Origin of the sequence: Gemmata algarum (genome assembly GCF_034097035.1) — a bacterium.
GTDB classification, from domain to species: Bacteria; Planctomycetota; Planctomycetia; order Gemmatales; family Gemmataceae; genus Gemmata; species Gemmata algarum.
This window is the reverse complement of record NZ_JAXBLV010000041.1, coordinates 1-3624: the sequence shown is the minus strand read 5'-3', so window position 1 is coordinate 3624 and position 3624 is coordinate 1. Positions and strand designations below refer to the sequence as shown.

The window sequence follows — 3624 nt, the reverse complement described above, 5'->3', positions numbered from 1 at the left end:
GTATGACCCACGCCGATGGAGGCCCGGTGCCTCACGCCGGGGCTATCCGCGTTCTTCGGCAGGTGAGCCAGGCAGCAGCCGGTCTGGCTGTGCTCACCGGGCCGCGTTCGTGAGCGTGTGAGCCGGATCTTGCTTGACGTCGAACGCCTTCAACACCAGCGTCCCGCCGCCCGGCAGGGGAATGACGAGCGGGTCGGCCAGGGCGGGCCGGTTCCACACCGCGCAGCCCGCCTGGTCGTCGGCCCACTCAGCCATCACGCCGCCCCGGCTCGCCGCAATCACGATCAAGAGCGAAGCCGATTTCTTCCACCCCAGCCGCTTGAGTTTGTCCGCCCCGGCCTCGATCTTGCGCGGCCACTCCCCGCCGGTGCGGTTACCGTGGTGGAGCAGCACGAACTCGGCGAACACCCAGCAGTGGTCGGCCCCGTCGTTCGGCCCGCCGACCCGCAGGTCGCCGAGGTCGCTCTCCGGGTCGGACGAGGCCGACACGCCCTCGCTCGCGTAGGCGGGCTTTGCCGCGACCTCGCAGAACGGATAGCTCTCCTGCCGGAGCTTGCAGGCCAGGAACGCCTCCCAGGCGAGCCACTCCTCGAACGACTCGCCGGCCTCGATGAGCAACCGCAGGTCGGCGGCGTTCGCGGCGAGCCTGTCGCAAACGGTGCGGAACACGTCGACGGTGAACGTGTACGAGTTGCCCATCACAATGCCATCCTGTTCCTACGTTGCCGGGAGCCGACATTGTAGATCGAGACGTTTTCCGCACCTCAGCTCCGACACGGAAGCGAAAAACGAAACGGTTGCGTCCGGTCAGCGGCAGTTGCCGGACGCCGGGCGTGCGGTCAGACGATGTCGGGCGGCCTGGCTATGGCCGACGACACACCCACCCCTGGAGATCCCGACGACCCCCGAGACCGCCGGGCGGCAGACAGAGGTCCTGGGCGGACAGGGATGGCACCAAACGCGGTTATTCGGTCTGCGGTGCGGTTTGTGGGACACGGTGACCGGGGTACGGCAGGCTTTCCATCCGTTGATCGGCCCACGTGCGCAGGCCCCGATCCGCGTCTACCGGGTTACCGATGGGTGATGTCTCGAATTACCGTGATTTCTTGTAGTCCTTCGCTCGGCTTCATGAGGTCTTGCAACTCGCTCGCCGCTGCGATAATGTGTTGGGAATTAGTGACTTCTGCAGGCCGAAGCTACTGTCAAAAGAACGCCTGTCTATCCGGCGGTTGCGGGTTCGAGTCCCGTCGTCCTCGCTGAATTTTTCTCTATGAAAACGATTGAACCCCTGGATTTCCAGGGGTTCAATCGTTTGAGGCCTACCCCATCCGGGGTGGCCGTCAGCGCGTGCCACACGGCGCCGCACCGGAACGTGTTCACATGCCGCACCTCGGCCTCGCGATCGCAGGAGTCTGCGATGCGGCGCCGAACCTGTCGAACGTGCCCAACCACACCACACCCGGCAACCGGATGAAGTGCTCACCGGCCGGGCGCCAGTTCAGTCGCCGCACCACGAACCGGCCGAGGTCACTCATCGGCCACCTCCACGCGCAGCACCTCGAACATCGGCTGGTCGCACGCACGCCACACCGCCGCGCGCAGCTCGTCCGACACATCTTCCTGGCACAGGTCCCACCACTCGATCCAGTCGCGGCGGCGGTCCCCGGACGGGACCGGTAACGGGAGCCCGAGGGCGGCCAGTTCCTCCCGGGCGCCTTCCGTCGCCGCGCCGTGGGCCGGGTCGGCGAAGACGAACGGGTTCAGCACCTGCCGGCTCTCTGCGGCGAGCCGGTCGCGGTGCTCGATCGCGTCCGACCGCGACGCGTACAGCGCCACCGGAACGCGCGCGTCGGCCGGCGGGCGGGTCCGCCACACCGTCCCCGCAAAAGTGTCGATCACGGCGCGGCGCTGCACCAAGTACCCGACTCCGGCGAACGGCGGTACGTCCGATGGCACCGCCAGCGCCTCGTAAAACGTTGCCTGACGAGCCGGGATCGGGTTGTGCGGGTCGGCCGAGTACCCGGCGCGCCGGTCGTACCGGTAGCGCCCGCCGCCCGCGTTGCGGTCGCGGCTCAGTTCGGCCCGGAACCGCTCGGCCCGCGCCGCCCGCCGGTACACGCCCATCAGCCGGCCGCCCTCGGTGCCGGCGGTCATCGCATTCCAGTCGCGCTCCAGCAGGCCCCACACGATTTCGACCACGGCGTGCGCAACGCTCTGCGGCTCCTCGACCACGTCGAAGAACCGGACCTTGTCGAACGCGCTCCAGGCGTGGTGGAGTTGGCCTTCGGTCCAGGTGTGCGCGAATGCGGCCCACCACTCGTGCCAGTCGCCGTGGCGCAACTCGCTGGCGGGCGGGTCAATGCCCTCGTCCATCAGCCAGTCGTGCAGCCGCATCCCGTCAAGCGACGACTGAAAGAAGACCGAGCACCCGCCGAACCGGAACGGGTTCTCGCCCGCGCGGGCGCCCGCTTCGAGTTCTCGTCGGTGTTCTTCCGCGGCGTCGAACGTGTCGAACCCCGCGACCGGCACCGCCGTGGGCACGCGGCGCGTGTACGGGTCGCCGTGCGGCGGCTGATACCAACCCAACTGCCGAACGGTGTAACGCGACTCGCTCATACGCCCCACATCGGAGAAGTCGTTGAGAACGCGGGGCGGAGTGCGCCCCACTCGCGGGGCGCGACCAGCACGAGGGCAACGTGGCACGAAGGCACCAAAGCAATTTTGATAGGACCGACAGGATAAACAGGATGAAGACCGATCAATTTAAAATCCTGTTTATCCTGTCGATCCTGTCAAAATCTGCCTTCATAAACATGAGGCCCGGGTGGCTCGAAACGAAGCCACGACCGGCCGGCCTACCGTTTCTCGTTCCAGTCCGGATGAGCGTACTTCTCGGCCCGAATCGCCGCGGTGCGTTCCCGCTCCGTCGCGGTCCAGTCCCCGCGCGCCAGCGTCCAACCGGTGTCCGCCGCAAACGCCGCCGCGATCAGCTTCACGAGCGATTCGGGCTCGAACACGGGCGCCCCCTCGGCGTCACAAATCCCACCGAGTGTGGGAGCGAACGCGCTGCGGCGCAACAAGATGCTGCCGTGCTGAAGGAGCGCGCCTTTCATCTTTCGCTGCGCGCTGCCGGCCACCTTCGACCCGTTCAGCAGCAAGTCGCCCGGCGTCTGGTGCAGGAAGCAGACCACCGGGCCGAGTTTCTGCTCCTCGCCGCACACCACCGCGTGCGTCTCCACCCCGTGTGCGCGCAGGACGCGCTGGACGATGTGGTGCATCCGGCAAATCCAGTGCTCGGCGGACGCCCACTCCTTTCCCGGCGGAAGCGCGAGCGCGTAGGTCAGCTCGTGGTGGTGAACGATGGCCGCGCCGCCGGTCGAGCGACGGACCCACGCCAGCCGCGCGAGGTTCGCGTCGGCGGCGCGTTCGTCGGCCCGCTGGAAGTAGCCGAGCGACAGCGTGGGCTCGCTCCAGGTGTAGAACCGCAGCGACGCGACGCCGCCCGACGCCGATTCCAACAGGGCCTCGTCGGCGGACATGTTCGTGGCGCCGTCGGCGCCGGCAAACGGTAACAGGCGGATGGTTTGGCTCATACCGGCATTTTATCCCTGCCCCGTGATTTCG

The 3624-nt window shown here is 67.5% G+C and carries 3 protein-coding genes; all 3 read right to left on the bottom strand.

From position 1 onward, the window contains the following. Positions 1–93: 93 nt before the first annotated feature. Complete coding sequence (locus R5W23_RS05775; protein WP_320685511.1) at positions 94–699, bottom strand: hypothetical protein; 606 nt, start codon at positions 697–699, stop codon at positions 94–96. An 828-nt stretch (positions 700–1527) separates the two neighbouring features. Continuing rightward, the gene (locus R5W23_RS05770; protein WP_320685510.1) at positions 1528–2616 is read right to left on the bottom strand and encodes a hypothetical protein; all 1089 of its coding nucleotides are present in this window, start codon (positions 2614–2616) and stop codon (positions 1528–1530) included. Positions 2617–2855: 239 nt separating this feature from the next. Beyond that, entirely contained in the window at positions 2856–3593 is a 738-nt protein-coding gene (locus R5W23_RS05765) for a lipoate--protein ligase family protein (protein WP_320685509.1), read from the bottom strand. Positions 3594–3624 lie beyond the last annotated feature (31 nt).

Excerpts from the sequence above, each read along its gene's own strand:
- R5W23_RS05775 (WP_320685511.1), bottom strand. The coding sequence starts at position 699 with ATGGGCAACTCGTACACGTTCACCGTCGACGTGTTCCGCACCGTTTGC.
- R5W23_RS05770 (WP_320685510.1), bottom strand. The coding sequence starts at position 2,616 with ATGAGCGAGTCGCGTTACACCGTTCGGCAGTTGGGTTGGTATCAGCCG.
- R5W23_RS05765 (WP_320685509.1), bottom strand. The coding sequence starts at position 3,593 with ATGAGCCAAACCATCCGCCTGTTACCGTTTGCCGGCGCCGACGGCGCC.